Genomic DNA, 16,455 nt, shown 5'->3' with positions numbered 1-16,455 from the left:
TGTCACATCCGGGCGGGGCGCCGCCGGATCAGGTGGCGTCCCACCGGTCGGTCGAGCCGTCGCTGCCCCGATCGGGGGCCTGTGACGGCGGGGGCAGCGGCTCGATGCGCGGAGCCGGCGCGGGGGCCGGCGTCGACGAGCCCAGGCGGTCGTCCAGCGGTGAGGGCTGATCGGGGTCCAAGCCGTCCCAGCCCTGCTCCAGCCGCCGGCGAGCCGCCCGCTTGTCGTGCACGCGGGCGACCTGGATGGAGACTTCGAGCAACAGGACGAGCGAGACGCCCAGGGCGAGCATCGAGATCGGGTCCTGACCGGGCGTCGCGAGCGCCGCGAACACGAACAGCCCGAAGATCAGTCCGCGCCGCCACGAGGAGAGCTGGGCGTAGGAGACGATCCCGACGCGGTTGAGCATGACCACCAGCAGCGGGAGCTCGAAGCTCACCCCGAAGATGACCAACAGGGCGATGAGCAGGCTGAAGTAGTCGGAGCCCCGCAGCACCGTGGTCTGGATGTCGCCGCCGACGGTGAACAGGAACTGCAGGGCCTGGGTGACGACGTAGTACGCGAGCACCGCCCCGGCGGTGAACAGCACCACGGCCACCGTGACGAACGTGTACGCGAAGCGCTTCTCCTTCGCGTACAGGCCGGGCGTGATGAAGCCCCAGAGCTGGGCGAACCAGATCGGGCTCGACATCAGGACCCCGGCCGTCGCGGCGACCTTCAGGCGCAGGGTGAACTGCTCGAACACCCCGAACGCGACGAGGCGGCACTCCTGCCCGCCCCCGAGCTGCACGCGGTTCTCCGGCGGCAGCGCGCAGTAGGGCTCGGTGAGGATCTGCCCCAGCGACGGCAGGCCGAACGGGTAGGCCGTGTACCAGAAGAACCCGAGCGCGGTACCGATCGCGACGGCCAGCAGGGCGATCGCGAGGCGTCGTCGCAGCTCGTAGATGTGCTCGACGAGCGTCATCGTGCCGTCGGGATTGGCACGACGGCGTGACCCGGGCCGGCGCAGACCGCGCCACCACCGGGCACGCGACCCGGAGGACGCAGTCATCGAGGGTTCAGGAGGTGGAGCCGGGCCGCGGGGTCGGGGTGGCGTCCGGCGACGAGGGCGCGACGCCGTTCGTGCCCGACGAGCCCTCGTCCAGCGCGCGACCCGGAGCCTGCGGCGTAGCGGAGGCCTCGCCGGGCTTGGAGGCCTGCTCGTCCTCCTTCAGCCCGCGGGTCTCGGCCTTGAAGATGCGCATGGACTGCCCGAGGCCGCGTGCCATGTCGGGCAGCTTCTTGGCGCTGAAGAGCAGCACCACGCCCACGATCGCGATGATGACCCATTCGCTCACGGTGTGGCTCCTTCCACGGTGCTGCTGATGCTACGCGTGCGCCGCTGCTCGAGCCGGACCCGCAGCGCGGCGGTGCGCGCCGTGAGCATCCCGGCCTCCCGGCCGAGCTGCTCCCGCGCGACGCCCGCGACGAGGGCGAACCGCTTGACCGGCTTGAGCGCGGCGACGACGACCAGGCCGAGCACGACCACCGCGGCGACGACCGCGACGATGCTCCACAGGTACGGCACGGCGCCGACCCTAACCCGGCGTCGTGACCCTGCGGTGAACGCCCGTGTGCCGCCGGGGGCCGGTGTCGCGGGCGTGCGCGGTGATCAGGAGCGCACGGTCCACCTCACGGTGGACGTCGAGGTGGACGGCGCTCTCCTGATCCTGGTCAGGCGCCCTCGCCGTACGCCGCCAGGGCCTCCCGGGCCCGGTGGCGGCGGGCCTCGACCAGGTCCGGCGGGGCCAGGACCTCGACGGCGTCGCCCAGGCCGAGCAGCAGGCGGACCATCCAGTCGCGGTCGCCGTAGCGCATGGTCACCCGGGCCGAGCCGTCGTCGTCGGCGTGCAGGCCCTCGACCGGGTAGTACTCGGCCACCCAGCGGGCGGCGGGGCGCAGCACGAGGGCGGCGACGTGGGCGCCGTCGTCGGGGCGCAGCAGGTCCTCCCCGACCCCTCGCGGCCGCGGGCCCCGGGCGGCGGGGCGGAGGGTTCGTCGAGGACCTCCGCGTCGTCCACGCGGTCCAGGCGGAAGAGCCGCACGCCCTCGGCGCGGCGGCACCATGCCTCCAGGTACACCGACGCGTCGACGAGCAGCAGGCGCATCGGGTCGACGACGCGGCGGCCGACGGCGTCGCGGGACGCCGAGTAGTACGTCAGGCGCAGCGCGCGGCCCGTCTCGACCCCGCGCCGCACCGCGTCCTCCGCCCCGCCCGGCGCGCGGCCCAGCCCGACGGCGACGCCCTCCCCCGTGACGGGCTCGGCGGCCTCGACCCCGACCCGGCCCGCGGCGTCCTCGATCTTCGCCAGGGCCCGCTGCACCGCGTCGGCGTCCACCACCCCGGGCGCGTCGGCCAGCGCCCGCAGCGCCACGGCCAGCGTCGCGGCCTCGTCGCCGGACAGGCGCAGCGGACGGCGCATGCCGGCGTCGAACGTGACGGTCACGGTGTCGCCCTCGAACGAGAGGTCGACCAGGTCGCCCGGCCCGTACCCCGGGAGCCCGCACATCCAGAGCAGCTCGAGGTCACGCCGCAGCTGGGCCTCGGCGACGCCGAAGTCGGCGGCCGCCTCGGCCACGGCGATCCCGGGACGGGCGAGCAGGTAGGGCACGAGCGTGAGCAGGCGCGGCAGCCGCTCGGCCACCCCGGCCGTCACCGCAGGCTCCCGGCGTCGGCGGCCTCGGGCGCACGGTCCAGCGACCCCCGCAGCAGCGCCACCACGGCGTCCCGCAGCTCGGGGGCTCGAGGACGACGGCGTCGGGGCCGTGGCCGGCGACCCAGCGGGCCGCGGTGTCGACGCGGGAGAGGTCGATCTCCACGACGTCCGGGTCGCCGCCGGGATCGGGCCGGGCGCCGCGCCGCAGGCCCTCCGCGCGCCCCGGGGTGAGGCGGATGCGGGCCAGGCCCGTGGGCGGCGGCGGCCCCGCGGAGGCGGCGACGAGCGCGACGAGGTCGACGTCCGGGGGCGGCGTCACGGCCCCGCGCGGCCCCGTCGCCCGGACGTCGTCACCGATGCGCGAGAGCCGGAAGCAGCGGACGTCGTCGCGGTCGCGGTCGTGGCCGACGAGGTACCAGCGGCCGCGCCAGGACACGACGCCCACGGCTCGACCGTGCGCGTCCGGGCCTGCGCGGACGGGTTCGACCGGTGGGTGAAGGTGACGACGCGGCCGGCGCGGCTCGCGGCCAGCAGCGGCGCGAACGCCGGCTCGGTGGCGCGGAGCCGGGGCTGCACCGCCGATGCGGCATCCGGGTCGACCGCGATCCCCGCCGCCCGCAGCTTCTGCAGCGCCGTGCGCGCGGCCCCCGCCAGCGCCGGCGAGTCCCACAGCCGCGCGGCCAGCGCGACCGCCGTCGCCTCGTCGGGGGCCAGGTCGATGTCGGGGAGCTCGTAGTCGCGCCGGGCGATCCGGTAGCCGTCGACGGGCTCGGCCATCGAGGACCGCCCGGTCTCCAGCGGCACCCCGAGCTCGCGCAGCTCGGCCTTGTCCCGCTCGAACATCCGGAAGAACGCCTCGTCGGACGCGACGTCGGCGTAGCCCGGCACCGTGGCCCGGATGCGCTCGGCGCTGAGGAACTGGCGCGTCGAGAGCAGGCAGAGCACGAGGTTGACCAGGCGTTCGGCGCGCGCGGACGGGCTGGTCGTCACTCGCGGGAGCCTACGGCCCCTCGCGCAGGTGTTCGAACGCCGGTGCCCCGGCGAGTCGGATCAGATCGAGTCCGAGCTGCGCTGCGCCCGCTCGATCCGCACCTGGCCGTCGTCGTCGCGGTCGACCTCGAAGCGGTAGCTCTCGCGGCTGGTGCGCCCGCTCGCGGTGGTGAACTCGATGTCGGCGGTGACCGTGTCGCGCCGCACCGCCACGTTCGTCGCCCGGACCTCGCGGATCCCGGACCAGAAGCTGCGGTACTCGTCGTAGCCGCCCGACTCGTCGCGGGCGCGGTCCGACAGCACCTCCCAGGCGCCGTCGATGTCGCCGGGCAGCGACGAGTAGTAGTTCACCACCACGGACGCGGGGTCGCCGGGCGCGGCCGGGTCCACCGGCGAGAGCGGCTCGGCGACCCGCGGCGTGGGCGTCGGGGAGGCCGGGGCGCCGCCGCCCAGGGATCCGCGGGCGACTCCGAGGAGAGGGCGGGCTCCGCGGGCGCGGCGACGGGCGGCGCCGTCCGGTCGCCGGTCCCGACGGCGACCGCCACGCCGACGCCCACGGCGAGGACGGCGCCCGAGGCCGCGGCCACGACGGCGACGCGACGGGAGCCGAAGCGCGAGGGACGGCTGCGGTCGGAACCGCCGCGGGAGGTGCGGCGGGGTCGCACGTCAGCAGGGCGCACGTCGGCGGCACGCACCTCCGCCGGACCCACCTCGGCCGGACCGGCGGCGACGGCCTCCGACGGGCCGGTCACCGGCGGGGGCGGCGCGACGGCGGGCGTCCCCTCGGCGGGGACGTCCTCCCCGGCTCCTCGTCCGACGGAGCCGACGGCGCCGGCACCGGGACCTCGGCGGTGCCCGTCACCCGCGGCGCGGGCACGGCGGCCTCGCGCGGCGCCGGGACGAAGGGCGCCGTCCCGCGGCTGCGCAGGGCCCGCTCGACGGCGCCGGTGCCGGGCCGGTGGGCAGGGTCGAGGCGCAGCATCGCGGCGAGGGGGCGTCCGAGCACGCCGGCGCGGGTGGCCGGGCGGAGCTTGCCCTCCGCCATGGCGTGGAGCACGGCGAGGGTGTTGTCGTGGTGCCCGCATACCAGCTCGTTCTCGACCGCGGCGTAGAGCGTGGCGCCGAGGGAGAAGACGTCGGAGGCCGGCGTGGGGTCGCCGCCCCGGGCGACCTCGGGGGCGAAGTAGCCCGGGGTGCCCGCGACGGTGCCGCCGCCGGTCGCCGTGGTGTCCCACGTGGCCCGGGAGACGCCGAAGTCGGTGATCTTCGCGACGCCGTCGTCGGTGATGAGGACGTTGCCGGGCTTGATGTCGCCGTGGACGATGCCCGCCTCGTGGACGGCGCCCAGGGCGTCGGCCACCTGCGCGCCCACCCAGGCGGCCTCGGCGGGCTCGAGCGGCCCGTGCTCGGCGATGAGGGCTGCGAGCGAGCGCGACGGCAGGTACTCCATGACGAGCCAGGGGCCGTGCCCGGTATCCGGGTGACCGTCCACGACGACGTCGAACACCGCGATGGCGCGCGGGTGCACGACGCGCGCCGCGATCCGGCCCTCGCGCATGGCGCGGGCCCGGGCGACGCGTTCCTCGGTGGCGTCGCGGTGGCCGCCGTCGGCGAGCTGCTTGACGGCGACGGTGCGCCGCAGACGCCGGTCCCAGGCCGTCCAGACGACGCCCATCGCGCCGGAGCCGATGCACTCGCCGATCCGGTACCGGCCGCCGAGCACCGTGCCGGCCACGGACGCGTCGACCGGCACCGGCGCGGCGTCGTGCATCGTGCTCGGCGCCGCCACGGGGCGGTGCAGGCGGGAGGTGCGGGGCTGGTGCTGCATCGAGTTCTCGTGCCGTCCTCGGGCGTCGTCGGTCGGTGCGTGCTGGGGCAGTGCGAACCGGGTTACCTCGTGCGCCCCCGACGCACGCCGCCGACGTGAGCGCGGTTACAAGGTCGCGATCAGTCGGTCGACGCGTTCGTCCACGGCGCGGAAGGGGTCCTTGCAGAGGACGGTTCGCTGGGCCTGGTCGTTCAGTTTGAGGTGGACCCAATCCACGGTGAAATCTCTGCCGGCGGCCTGGGCGGCGGCGATGAAGTCGCCGCGCAGCTTGGCGCGGGTGCTCTGCGGCGGGGTGTCCTTGGCCGCCTCGATCTCGCCGTCGTCAGTGACGCGGTCGACCATGTCCTTGCGCTGGAGCAGGTCGAAGATGCCGCGACCACGACGGATGTCGTGGTAGGCGAGGTCAAGCTGGGCCACCCGGGGGCTCGACAGGCCGAGGTCGTGCTTGGAGCGGTAGCGCTGCACCAGGCGGTGCTTGATGGCCCAGTCGATCTCACGGTCGATCAGGGAGAGGTCCTGGCGCTCGACGGCGTCCAGCGTGCGGCCCCAGAGCTCGAGCACGCGGTCGGTGACCGGGTCCGAGCCGCGCCGGGCGACGTGCTCGACGGCGCGGGCGTGGTACTCGCGCTGGATGTCGAGTGCGCTGGCCTCCCGTCCGCCGGCCAGGCGCACCGGACGGCGTCCCGAGAGGTCGTGGCTGATCTCGCGGATGGCGCGGATCGGGTTGTCGAGGGTGAAGTCCCGGAACTGCACGCCCTGCTCGATCATCTCGAGCACGAGGTGGGTGGTGCCCACCTTGAGCAGCGTGGTGACCTCGCTCATGTTCGAGTCGCCGACGATGACGTGCAGGCGGCGGTAGCGCTCGGCGTCGGCGTGCGGCTCGTCGCGGGTGTTGATGATCGGGCGCGAGCGCGTCGTCGCCGACGACACGCCCTCCCAGATGTGCTCCGCGCGCTGGGAGAGGCAGAACACCGCGCCCCGCGGCGTCTGCAGGACCTTCCCGGCGCCGGCGATGAGCTGGCGGGTCACGAGGAAGGGCAGCAGCACGTCCGCGATGCGGGAGAACTCCCCCGAACGCCCGACGAGGTAGTTCTCGTGGCAGCCGTAGGAGTTGCCCGCCGAGTCGGTGTTGTTCTTGAACAGGAAGATGTCGCCGCCGATGCCCTCGTCGGCCAGGCGGCGCTCGGCGTCGAGGAGCAGGTCCTCGAGGATCCGCTCGCCGGCCTTGTCGTGGGCCACCAGCTGGGTGAGCGAGTCGCACTCCGCGGTGGCGTACTCCGGGTGCGAGCCGACGTCGAGGTAGAGGCGCGAGCCGTTGCGCAGGAAGACGTTCGACGACCGCCCCCACGACACGACCCGGCGGAACAGGTAGCGGGCCACCTCGTCGGGCGAGAGTCGCCGCTGGCCGTGGAAGGTGCAGGTGACACCGAACTCGGTCTCGACCCCGTAAATCCTCCGCTGCATGCGCACCACCCTAAGCGTTCGAGGGGCCCTGTGATGCTCCTCGAGCGGCCGGGTCCCGGGTCTGCCCGACCGGATCACTACGGTCGGCCCCGTGGCACTCCCGGGACGTGGACTGGCATCGGACTTCTCCCACGGCGTGGGACGACGAGTACGCCAGGGCGCGCGCGGCAGCCGGCGGCGCCTCGCGGACGTCAACGAGCAGGACTGCCGGATCACCACCGCCATCGGCGCGCTGCCCTACACGGCCGCGGACCCTGCGCTGGCCGCGCTGACGAGGTCGGCCAACCACAGCAAGCTCTGGTTCGGCGTCGCTGCCGTGCTCGCCGCCGGCACCCGCCACACCCGCCGCGGCGCGCTACGCGGCACGTTGGCCATCACGGGGGCGAGCCTGCTGGCCAACGGCGTGCTCAAGCCCCTGGTCCCCCGCCGCCGGCCCGCGGCGGAGCTGCTGCCGGAGTACCGCTCGCTGGACTTCCCGCCCACGTCGTCGTCGTTCCCCTCCGGCCACGCCGCCTCGGCCGCCGCGTTCGCCACCGCCGTGGCGATGGAGAGCCCGAAGGCCGCGACGTGGGTCGTGCCGCTGGCCCTGACCGTGGCGTACTCCCGGGTGCACGTCGGCGTGCACTGGACCAGCGACGTCGCCACGGGCGCGGCGCTCGGGGCCGGCGTGGCGCTGGCCACACGGCGCTGGCTGCCGGTGCGCGACATCGACGAGGCCGCCGCCCGCCCCGTCGCCGGCGCGCCGAGCCTCCCCGACGGCGAGGGCCTCGTCGTCATGGTGAACAGCCGCTCGGGCAAGGCCGGCGTCGACCCGTACGACGAGCTCGTGAGCGCCCTGCCGCGTGCCCGGGTGCTGCGCCTCGAGGAGCACGCCGACCTGGCCGAGGCCCTCACCGACGCCGCCCGCCAGCCCGGGGTGCGGGCGCTGGGCATCGCCGGCGGCGACGGCTCCGTGGCCGCCGCCGCGCGGGTGGCCGAGGACCTCGACCTCCCCCTGGCGGTCGTGCCCGCCGGGACGCTCAACCACTTCGGGCGTGACGTCGGCGTCTACGACACCCAGGAGGCCATCGACGCGACGGGCGCGGGCGAGGCCGTCGCCGTCGACCTCGGTGAGCTGCGCATCCATCCCGACGCCGAGGGCCGCCAGGAGCCCCAGCGCGTCGTCTTCGTCAACACCTCGGCGTTCGGCGGCTACCCCGAGATGGTCCGGCTCCGCGAGAAGTGGCAGCCGCGGTGGCGCAAATGGCCCTCGGCGGTGGCCGCTCTGCTGGTGACCCTCAAGCGCAGCCGGCCCATCCGCGTCCGCCTCAACGGCGTGGAGCGGTCGGTGTGGATGCTGTTCGTCGGCAACGGGCCCTACGTGCCGACCGGGATGGTGCCGTCGTACCGGCCCCGCCTCGACACCGGCGTGCTGGAGGTCCGCTACCTGCGCGCCGACCGGCGTTTCGCCCGTGCCCGCGCCTTCGTGGCGCTGGCCACCGGCGTGCTCGGCCACAACCGGATCTACCAGGAGAGCGCCATGCGGTCGCTGGACATCGAGCTGCTGGACGGACCGGTCGAGGTCGCCGCCGACGGCGAGGTCGTCGGCAAGGGACAACGCCTGCGCTACCGGGTGGCCGACCACCCCGTGCCGATCTACCGCCGTGACGAGGCTCTGTGGCCGCACCGCGCCACCGCCCGCTGACCCGAAAGCATCCCGTGACCCCAGCCGTGCTCCCGGTCGTGGCCGCTCCCCGCTCCGACTCCCCCGCCTGGTCCTCCTGGCTCCAGCGTCTCGACCGCACCGCCGACCGCGGCCTCATCTGGGCCGCCGTGGCCGGTGGTCTCGTGGCCTCCGGGCGCGGGCCGCTGCGCCGCGCCGGGGTCCGCGGGATCCTGGCCGCCGCCGCCACGTCGACCGTCGCCCACGCGCTGGCCAAGCCCCTGCTCCCCCGCTCCCGCCCGTGGTCGCGGCGCTTCCCGTCGGCCCACGCCGCGTCCTCGACGGCGTTCGTCACCGGCGCGGCCATGGAGTCGCCGCTGCTCGGGGCGGCGCTGGCGCCGCTCGCGGTCGGGGTGTCGTCCGCCCGGGTGTCCCTCGGCGAGCGGACCTTCGCCGACGTCGCCGCCGGCGCGGTGCTCGGCGCCGGCATCGCGACGCTGACCCGACGCTGGTGGCCCGTGGTGCGCCACGCCCCGGCCCGCGCCCGTCCCGCGGGCGGCGCGCCGGCGCTGGGTGACGGCGCGGGGCTCGTCATCGTCGCCAACCGGTCCGCCGGCACCCCGGGCCCGCTCGAGACCCTCGGTCAGATCGTGGCGCCCGTGGTCGGGGTCGGCGGGGACGAGGACGAGGAGGACCCGGTCGCCGAGGTGCACGCCGAGATCCACGCGGTGCTCCCGAAGGCCCAGGTCGTCATCCCGACGCCGGGCGAGGACTTCGTCGTCGAGGTGGAGGCCGCCCTCGACCGCCCGATGGTCGACGGCGGCGCCACCCGCGCGATCGGGGTCGCCGGCGGCGACGGCTCGGTGGCGGCCCTGGCCGGGCTGGCCCAGCGCCGCCACGTCCCGCTGGTCGTCCTGCCCGAGGGCACGCTCAACCACTTCGCCCGCGACGTCGGGATCGACGACTCGCCCTCGGCGCTGGCCGCCGCCCGTGACGGCGACGCGGTGCTGGTCGACGTCGGGCTCGTCGACATCACCCCCGCCGAGGGCGAGGAGCGCACCGTCGCCTTCGTCAACACGGCGAGCCTCGGCGGCTACCCCGACATGGTCAAGCTGCGCGAGGACTGGGAGGAGCAGTGGGGCAAGTGGCCGTCGGCGGCCATGGCCCTCGTGCGGGTGCTCGCCGAGGCGACCCCGCTCGTCGTCGAGATCGACGGCCGGCGCCAGAGCCTCTGGCTCCTCTTCGTCGGCAACGGCGGCTACCAGCCGCGCGGCATGGCTCCGCTGTCCCGCCCGCGGCTCGACGCGCGGGTGCTCGACGTCCGCTACCTGCGCGCCGACGTGCCGTTCTCCCGCACCCGATTCATGATCTCGGTCCTCGCCGGCACCCTCGCCCGCAGCCGCGTCTACGTGGCGAACACGCGGACCCGGCTGTCGGTGCGGGTGGTGGGCCCGCCGGTCGGCCTGGCCACCGACGGCGAGGTGCAGCCCGACAGCGAGCGCTTCGTCTTCCGGATCGCGCCCAAGCCGGTGCCGGTGTACCGGTCGCGGGAGGAGATCCCGCGACCGTAGGGGACGCTCAGGCCTGCGGGTCGGCGCCGCCGGCGCCGGAGACCTCGTCGCCCGCGCCGGTGTCCTGGGCGGGGGTCTCCTCGGCCGCAGGGCTCTCGTCGCCGGGCAGCAGGGCCGCGAGGGCGGCGCCGGTCACCCGTCGGAACGTGCGGCGGGGACGGCGGGCGCGGTCGAGGACGGCCACCTCGAGCGCGTCGACGCCGAGGGGCTCGGCGGTCGAGGCGGCGGAGGAGCTCGACGAGGTCCCGTTCTGGGACTGCAGCGCCTCGAGGGCGATGCGCAGCGCGTCGCGCATCTCGAGGTCGGGCTCGTACGACGAGCGCAGCGCCGCGCTGATGGGCTCGGTGGTGCCGCCCATGACCACGAAGCGCGGCTCGTCGGAGATCGACCCGTCGTAGGTGATGCGGAACATCTGGTCGCGGTCGGGCGTCGCGCCGACCTCGGCCACGCACAGCTCCACCTCGAACGGCTTCTGCTGCTCGATGAAGCTCGCCCCGAGGATCTGGGCGTAGGCGTTGGCCAGCGAGCGACCGGAGACGTCGCGCCGGTCGTAGGAGTAGCCGCGGACGTCGGCGAAACGGATGCCGGCGGTGCGCAGGTTCTCGAACTCGTTGTAGCGCCCGACCGCGGCGAACCCGAGCGAGTCGTAGATCTCGGAGACCTTGCGCAGGGAGTTCGAGCGGTTCTCCGCGACGAACAGCACGCCGCCGGCGAAGGTCAGCACGACGACGCTGCGCCCGCGGGCGATGCCCTTGCGCGCGAGCTCCGAACGGTCGCGCATCAGCTGGTCGACCGACGCGTAGAACGGCATCGTCATGGCGGGGAGCGCTCCTGGGGTCGGGCGGTCGGGTGGGGTCGGGCGGGAGGGGGTGCTGTCCGGTGGGTGCGGCTCAGCCGCCGGGCTTCTCGCGACGGCCGGCGACGACGGCCTCGGCGACCGCGGCCGTCTCCTCCTGGGGCAGCGTCGTGGCGCCCTCGGCGTCGATGGTGACCACGATCGGGTAGATCGCGCGGATGGTGTCCGGGCCGCCGGTGGCGCTGTCGTCGTCGGCGGCGTCGTAGAGCGCCTCGACGAGGGTGCGCACGCAGTCGGCGGCCGACGCGGAGGGGTCGTGGCGCTTCTTCAGCGCGGACTTCGCGAACAGCGACCCCGAGCCGACGCCGGCGTAGTCGGTCTCCTCGTTGCGGCTGCCGACGACGTCGTAGGACACGATGCGCCCGGCGCGGGCCGGGTCGGCGGCGTCGAGGTCGTAGCCCACGAACAGCGGCACGAACGACAGACCCTGCATCGCGGCGCCGAGGTTGCCCCGCACCATGCCGGCGAGCTTGTTCGCCTTGCCGTCGAAGGTGAGCTGGACGCCCTCGAGCTTCTCGTAGTGCTGCAGCTCGACCGCGAACAGCCGCACGGCCTCGACGGCGAGCCCGGCCGTACCCGCGATGCCCGCCGCCGAGTAGTCGTCGGTGACGTAGACCTTCTGCATGTCGCGCGACGAGATGAGGTTGCCCATCGTGGCGCGACGGTCGCCGGCGATCGCGACGCCGCCGTCGTAGACCGCGGCGACGATCGTCGTGCCGTGCGCGGCGGCGACGTGCCCCGCCTGCTCGGGCGTCACGGGCCGGGCGTTCCCCCCCGGCAGGAGGTCGGGCCGGACCTCGCGCAGGAAATCGACGAACGAGGCCGTGCCTGCCTGGAAGTAGGCCGGGTGCAGGGCCGACGAGGGCTCCATCGGTGGGGGCGCTCCTAGGCAGGTCGTGTGGGCTGGATGGGTCTGTCGGGCGGGGCTGTCGAGCGGGGCTGTCGGGTGATGGAACACCGCCCCCGAGACCCGGCGTACCGGGCCGCGGGGGCGGCGGGGTTCTCAAGGTGTCCGGCGCGGGCCGCGAGGCTCCGCCGGGAGGTTACTGGCCGCCCTTCTGGACGTACGCGCGGACGAAGTCCTCGGCGTTCTCCTCGAGCACGTCGTCGATCTCGTCGAGGATCGTGTCGACGTCCTCGCCGAGCTTCTCGCGGCGTTCCTGGCCGGCGGCGGTCGAGTCCTCGCCGCCGTCGCCGTCGTCGCCCCCGCCCTGCCGCTGGGTCTGTTCCTGCGCCATGGCTGCCTCCCGGGTCCTCGGTACTGCAGGTGGAACCCTACCCATCGAGAGCGACATCCGCCCGTACCGCGGATCACTAACCCCGCGTCAGGGCCTCGACCAGCGCGCTGGCGTCCGCGGAGTTGTCGATGAGCTCGCCGACGTGCCCGCGCGTGCCGCGCAGGGGCTCCAGGGTCGGGATCCGCACCAGGGACTCGCGTCCGAGGTCGAAGATGACCGAGTCCCACGACGCCGCGGCCACCTCGCCGGGGTAGCGCTCGAGGCACCGGCCGCGGAAGTAGGCCCGCGTGTCCTCCGGCGGGTTGGTGACCGCGGCGCGGACGGCCTCCTCGTCGACCAGCCGCTTGATCGAGCCGCGGGAGACCAGGCGGTTGTAGAGACCCTTGGCCTGGCGGACGTCGGCGTACTGCAGGTCGATGAGGTGCAGCTTCGGCGAGTCCCACGGCAGGTTGTCGCGCTGCTGGTAGCTCTGCAGCAGGTTGAGCTTGGCCACCCAGTCGAGGCGGTCGGCGCAGCGCAACGGGTCGCTGCCGAGGTCGTCGAGGACCTGCTGCCAGATGTCGAGCACCTCGCGGGTCATCGGGTCGATCTCGCCGTCCTGCGTGGTCTCCTCGTGCTTCCAGGCGCGCTCGAGGTAGGCGTGCTGGAGGTCGAGCGCGGTCATCTTGCGCCCGTCGGAGAGCTCGACGACGGTCTTGAGCGTCGGGTCGTGGCTGATGCGGTGCACCGAGCGCACCGGCTCGAGCAGGCGCAGGTCGTCGAAGCGGACCCCGCCCTCGATCATCGAGAGCACGAGCGCCGCGGTGCCGCACTTGAGGAACGTCGAGTACTCGGCCAGCGTCGCGTCGCCGATGATGACGTGCAGCCGGCGGTACTTGTCGGCGTCGGCGTGGGGCTCGTCGCGGGTGTTGATGATGCCGCGCTTGAGCGTGGTCTCCAGCCCGACCTCGACCTCGATGTAGTCGGCGCGCTGGGAGAGCTGGAAGCCCGCCTCGTCGCCCGACGCCCCGAGCCCGACGCGGCCGGCGCCGCAGACGACCTGCCGCGACGCGAAGAACGGCGTCAGGCCGGTGATGATCGTCGGGAACGGCGTCTGGCGGGCGCAGAGGTAGTTCTCGTGCGAGCCGTAGCTCGCGCCCTTGCCGTCGATGTTGTTCTTGTAGAGCTGGATGCGCGGGGTGCCCGGGACGGTGGCGGCGCGCTCGGCGGCGTCCTCCATGACCCGCTCGCCCGCCTTGTCCCAGATGACGGCGTCGCGCGGGGTGGTCACCTCGGGGGCGGAGAACTCCGGGTGCGCGTGGTCGACGTAGAGCCGGGCGCCGTTGGTGAGGATGACGTTGGCGGCGCCGAGGTCGTCGAGGTCGCCGGTGTCCGGCGGCGGGCCCGCGCTCGGCCCGAGGTCGAACCCGCGGGCGTCACGCAGCGGCGACTCGACCTCGTAGTCCCACCGGGCGCGGCGCGCGCGGGGCACGTCGGCCGCCGCGGCGTAGGCCAGCACGATCTGGGTCGAGGTGATCACCGGGTTCGCCGCCGGGTCGCCGGGGACGGAGATGCCGTACTCGATCTCGGTGCCCATGATGCGGCGCGCGGTCATGCTCTCGACCCTACGGGTGCGACGGGCGCGGGGCCTGCTCCGACCCGGGGCCCCGCTCCGGGGCCCGCCACAGGACCGCGAACACCACCGCACCTGCCAGGACGGCCCCCGCCATCGTCGCCGCCATGGGTAGCGCGGAGCGGCCGCCGGCGATCCCGACGAGCGGGGCCGTGCCCGCCCCGACCAGGAACTGGGCGGTGCCGAGCAGCGCCGACGCGCTCCCGGCGTGCTCGGGGTGATCGGCCAGGGTGAGCGTCGTGGCGTTCGGGAGGACGAACCCGACGCCGATCACGGTCACGACGAGGCCCGCGAGGATGCCGGCCAGGCCCACGTCGAGCAGCGCCGACGCCAGCAGCACGCTCGTGCCGGTGACCGCGACGCCCAGCCCGACGACGAGCAGCCGCTCCGGGCGCACCCGCCCCGATCCCGCGAGACGGCCCGCCACCTGCACCGACGCGACGATGGCCACCGAGTTGGCGGCGAACACCCCCGAGAACCCCTGCGGCGAGAGCCCGTAGAGATCCTGCAGCACGAAGGTCGAGCCCGAGATGTAGGCGAACATGGCCGCGAACAGCAGGCCGGCGGTCAGGACGCAGGCCAGGACCCGCCGGTCGGAGAGCAGGACGCGGAACGAGGCCGCGGTGGCCGCCGCGCTCCCGGAGCGGCGCCGCGACCGGGGCAGCGACTCGCGCACCAGCAACAGCACCGCGACGCCCGCCAGGGTCCCGTAGACGGCGAGCACGACGAACACCCCGCGCCAGCTCGTCACGCGCAGCAGCTGGCCGCCGAGCACCGGCGCGACGATCGGGGCCACCCCGGAGACGAGCATCAGCGTGGCGAACGAGCGCGCCGACGACGTCGCGTCGCTGGTGTCGCGGACCACCGCGCGCGCCACGACGATGCCCACGGCCCCGAGCAGGCCCTGCGCCAGGCGCAGCCCGATCAGGACCTCCACGGTCGGCGCCACCGCGCACAGCACCGAGGCGACCGCGAACCCCGCCGACCCGATCAGCATCGGGCGCCGCCGCCCCAGCACGTCGGACAGCGGGCCCGCGACCAGTTGGCCGAGCGCCAGCCCGACCAGGCAGGCGGTCAGCGAGAGCTGGGCGACCGACGGCGTCGTCGCCAGATCCGCGGTGAGGGCGGGCAGGGCCGGCAGGTAGGTGTCCAGCGACAGCGGGGCGGCGGCGGTGAGCGCACCGAGCACCACGAGCCGGGCGCGGTGCGCGCGCCTGCTGAGGGTGTGGCTGCCGGTCCGCTCCTCCCCCGCCCCTGCCGTCGGGTCCTCCGACGGGGCGGGCCCGGTCACGCCGGGTCGTCCCCGGTGTCGGCCGGGTCCTCCGCCGTGAGCCAGCGCAGCAGGTGGTCGTGGACGTCCGGGTCGTTGAGCAGGTGGAAGTGGTGCGACGACGTCAGTGGCTGGACGTCGGCGATCGCGCCGCCCGCCGAGTCGACGGGCACCAGCATGTCGCCCAGGGCGTTGGCCAGCGGGTGGTGCTCGGAGCTGGTGACGCACGCGGCCACGGCGTGGTGCGACGCGTGCGCGAGCAGCGGCACCTCGGCGTCGGACACCCCGGCCACGAGGTCGCGGATGCCGGCGGAGCGCCGGTCGAGGAACTCGCCCCAGGTGGCCGAGCGCGACCAGCGCGAGAGCCCGGAGGCGAGCTGGTCGACGCGGTGGGCCAGCGGCGCCCCGCGGTGCGGCGAGCCGAGGTAGATCATGCGCCGGACCGTCGTGACCCACGGCTGACCGGTCTCGACGGCGTGGTGGCAGGCGTGGCGCAGCAGGAGCCCGCCCATCGAGTGCCCGACCAGGTCGAGCCGGCGCACCTCGGCGGGCCACCGGTTCCAGAGGTCGGTGAGCAGCAGGGACAGGGCGGCCCCGTTGTCGGCGATCCGCAGGCCGGAGTTGTAGCGCAGCAGCAGGGGCGTCGCGCCGGTGGCCGACGCCACGCGCTCGGCGTAGCCCTCCCCCGCGCTCGCCTCGCCGTAGAGCCGCCAGGCGTGCTCGGTCTCGCCGAGGCCGTGGACGAACAGCACGAGGCGGCCGAGGTCGCGCTCCGGGTGGTCGGCGACGGCCGCGCGCAGCTCCTCGGGGTCGGCGGGCAGCGCGTCGTGCTCGTCCTCGAGCGTCGAGGTGTAGAGCGCCATCGGGACGGCGAGGTCGTTGTCGAGGGCCACCATGTGGTCGCCGACCAGGCCGTTGATCGCCCCGGTGATCACGGCGCCCGTGGGGTTGCCTGTGATGGGTCGCCACTCCCCGGGACGGGCCAGGCCGGCGGCGACGCCGATGCCGCGCCCGGCGAGCTGGGAGATGCCACGCACCGCGGCGTAGACGCCCGAGCTGATGCCGTCGTGCACCACCTGCACGGGCCGCGACGCCGGGCCGAGCCCGACCCTGCGCAGCGCGCCGAAGACGGTGCCCGCGACGGCCTCGTGCGTGCCCTGGACGGGGCGCGACACGATGTCGATCGCCTCCGACGCGACGCCGGCCGCCCCGCGGACCTCGTTGCGATCCCTCGAGGGGGTGCGCTCCGGGGTGCGGGACGGCCGGGTGTGCTCGTCGGTCATGACCC

14 protein-coding genes and 2 pseudogenes are annotated in these 16,455 nt (G+C 74.9%); 2 read left to right on the top strand and 14 right to left on the bottom strand.

Annotated features, from left to right (window positions below):
• Positions 1–28: 28 nt before the first annotated feature.
• The 8 genes and pseudogenes from tatC to pafA all read right to left on the bottom strand — a co-directional run bounded on the left by tatC (position 29) and on the right by pafA (position 6,978).
• Positions 29–964, bottom strand: a complete 936-nt coding sequence (tatC, locus tag ACQPYN_RS17630) for a twin-arginine translocase subunit TatC (protein WP_433025365.1) — start codon at positions 962–964, stop codon at positions 29–31.
• Positions 965–1,058: 94 nt separating this feature from the next.
• Entirely contained in the window at positions 1,059–1,337 is a 279-nt protein-coding gene (gene tatA / locus ACQPYN_RS17625) for a Sec-independent protein translocase subunit TatA (protein WP_433025362.1), read from the bottom strand.
• Complete coding sequence (locus ACQPYN_RS17620) at positions 1,334–1,567, bottom strand: hypothetical protein (protein ID WP_433025359.1); 234 nt, start codon at positions 1,565–1,567, stop codon at positions 1,334–1,336. Before ACQPYN_RS17620 ends, tatA begins: the two co-directional genes overlap by 4 nt.
• Positions 1,568–1,713: 146 nt before the next feature.
• Positions 1,714–2,696: pseudogene (locus ACQPYN_RS17615) on the bottom strand (helix-turn-helix transcriptional regulator).
• A gap of 82 nt (positions 2,697–2,778) precedes the next feature.
• Positions 2,779–3,686, bottom strand: a pseudogene (locus ACQPYN_RS17610) (helix-turn-helix transcriptional regulator); the annotation flags it as partial.
• Positions 3,687–3,746: 60 nt separating this feature from the next.
• Positions 3,747–4,076, bottom strand: coding sequence for a hypothetical protein (locus ACQPYN_RS17605; RefSeq protein WP_433025356.1), 330 nt, complete (start codon positions 4,074–4,076; stop codon positions 3,747–3,749).
• A 358-nt stretch (positions 4,077–4,434) separates the two neighbouring features.
• Positions 4,435–5,514: a serine/threonine-protein kinase gene (locus ACQPYN_RS17600; protein WP_433025353.1), complete on the bottom strand. Its 1,080-nt coding sequence runs from the start codon at positions 5,512–5,514 to the stop codon at positions 4,435–4,437.
• 105 nt (positions 5,515–5,619) lie between these two features.
• On the bottom strand, positions 5,620–6,978 hold the full coding sequence (gene pafA / locus ACQPYN_RS17595; protein WP_274190452.1) for a Pup--protein ligase: 1,359 nt from the start codon (positions 6,976–6,978) through the stop codon (positions 5,620–5,622).
• 136 nt (positions 6,979–7,114) lie between these two features.
• On the opposite strand from pafA, the gene ACQPYN_RS17590 reads away from it, so the two are divergent.
• A complete protein-coding gene (locus ACQPYN_RS17590) occupies positions 7,115–8,662 on the top strand; it encodes a bifunctional phosphatase PAP2/diacylglycerol kinase family protein (protein WP_433038930.1) in 1,548 nt (515 codons plus the stop codon).
• Positions 8,663–8,676: 14 nt separating this feature from the next.
• Entirely contained in the window at positions 8,677–10,191 is a 1,515-nt protein-coding gene (locus ACQPYN_RS17585) for a bifunctional phosphatase PAP2/diacylglycerol kinase family protein (RefSeq protein ID WP_433025349.1), read from the top strand.
• Positions 10,192–10,198: 7 nt separating this feature from the next.
• Here the strand turns inward: ACQPYN_RS17585 and prcA are convergent, their stop codons facing one another.
• From prcA to ACQPYN_RS17555, 6 genes are all read right to left on the bottom strand, one after another.
• Positions 10,199–11,008 carry a proteasome subunit alpha gene (prcA, locus tag ACQPYN_RS17580; protein ID WP_433025346.1) on the bottom strand — a complete coding sequence of 270 codons (810 nt, stop codon included), beginning with the start codon at positions 11,006–11,008 and terminating at the stop codon, positions 10,199–10,201.
• A 73-nt stretch (positions 11,009–11,081) separates the two neighbouring features.
• Positions 11,082–11,918, bottom strand: coding sequence for a proteasome subunit beta (gene prcB / locus ACQPYN_RS17575; protein ID WP_433025343.1), 837 nt, complete (start codon positions 11,916–11,918; stop codon positions 11,082–11,084).
• 172 nt (positions 11,919–12,090) lie between these two features.
• Positions 12,091–12,285 (bottom strand): ubiquitin-like protein Pup, encoded by a 195-nt coding sequence (locus tag ACQPYN_RS17570; protein WP_274194800.1) that lies wholly within the window; start codon positions 12,283–12,285, stop codon positions 12,091–12,093.
• A gap of 76 nt (positions 12,286–12,361) precedes the next feature.
• A complete protein-coding gene (gene dop / locus ACQPYN_RS17565) occupies positions 12,362–13,879 on the bottom strand; it encodes a depupylase/deamidase Dop (protein WP_433025339.1) in 1,518 nt (505 codons plus the stop codon).
• A gap of 10 nt (positions 13,880–13,889) precedes the next feature.
• Positions 13,890–15,188: a multidrug effflux MFS transporter gene (locus ACQPYN_RS17560; RefSeq protein WP_433025336.1), complete on the bottom strand. Its 1,299-nt coding sequence runs from the start codon at positions 15,186–15,188 to the stop codon at positions 13,890–13,892.
• Positions 15,185–16,450, bottom strand: coding sequence for an esterase/lipase family protein (locus ACQPYN_RS17555; protein WP_433025333.1), 1,266 nt, complete (start codon positions 16,448–16,450; stop codon positions 15,185–15,187). Before ACQPYN_RS17555 ends, ACQPYN_RS17560 begins: the two co-directional genes overlap by 4 nt.
• Between the last annotated feature and the right edge of the window lie 5 nt (positions 16,451–16,455).

Origin of the sequence: Actinomycetospora sp. CA-053990, from assembly GCF_050948445.1 — a bacterium.
Taxonomy (GTDB): Bacteria; Actinomycetota; Actinomycetes; order Mycobacteriales; family Pseudonocardiaceae; genus Actinomycetospora; species Actinomycetospora callitridis.
Note: the sequence above shows the minus strand (reverse complement) of the source record. Positions and strands in the feature narration are given on the sequence as shown.